The organism is Ancylomarina longa (assembly GCF_003996985.1).
Lineage (GTDB): Bacteria > Bacteroidota > Bacteroidia > Bacteroidales > Marinifilaceae > Ancylomarina_A > Ancylomarina_A longa.
Map to the genome: position 1 here is coordinate 1 of NZ_RJJX01000258.1, position 423 is coordinate 423.

Consider the following 423-nt stretch of genomic DNA (forward strand, 5'->3'; position numbering starts at 1 on the left):
CAATACTAAAGATTATCCTATAGTCATTACAAATTGGAGGTTGAAATTTGCAGATAAGGAATGCCTGTTGGGCGTGGATACAATTCCTTCTCAAGGATATATCCTATTGTGCTCAACTGGTGCAAAGGAATCTTTAACTACTTATGGAAAAGTATTGGGAGTAAGTAATTTTCCCAGTTTAACCAATACCGGAGGAAATTTGGAAATTGAATCTGGAATCGGAGAAGTGATCGATCAGGTCAACTATTCTGATATATGGTATAAGTCTGCAGAGAAGAGCGAAGGAGGTTGGTCTTTGGAGCGAATTGATCCGATGAACACATGCAGTACTTTTGGGAACTGGATGAGTTCCCTTTCAACAACAGGTGGAACACCAGGACTTAAGAACTCTGTTAATGCAGAAAATCCGGATACCAGGAGTGC

General features: G+C 40.2%; 1 pseudogene. It reads left to right on the forward strand.

Going from position 1 to position 423, the window contains the following annotated elements:
- Window positions 1-423, forward strand: a pseudogene (locus tag DLK05_RS17730) (hypothetical protein); the annotation flags it as partial.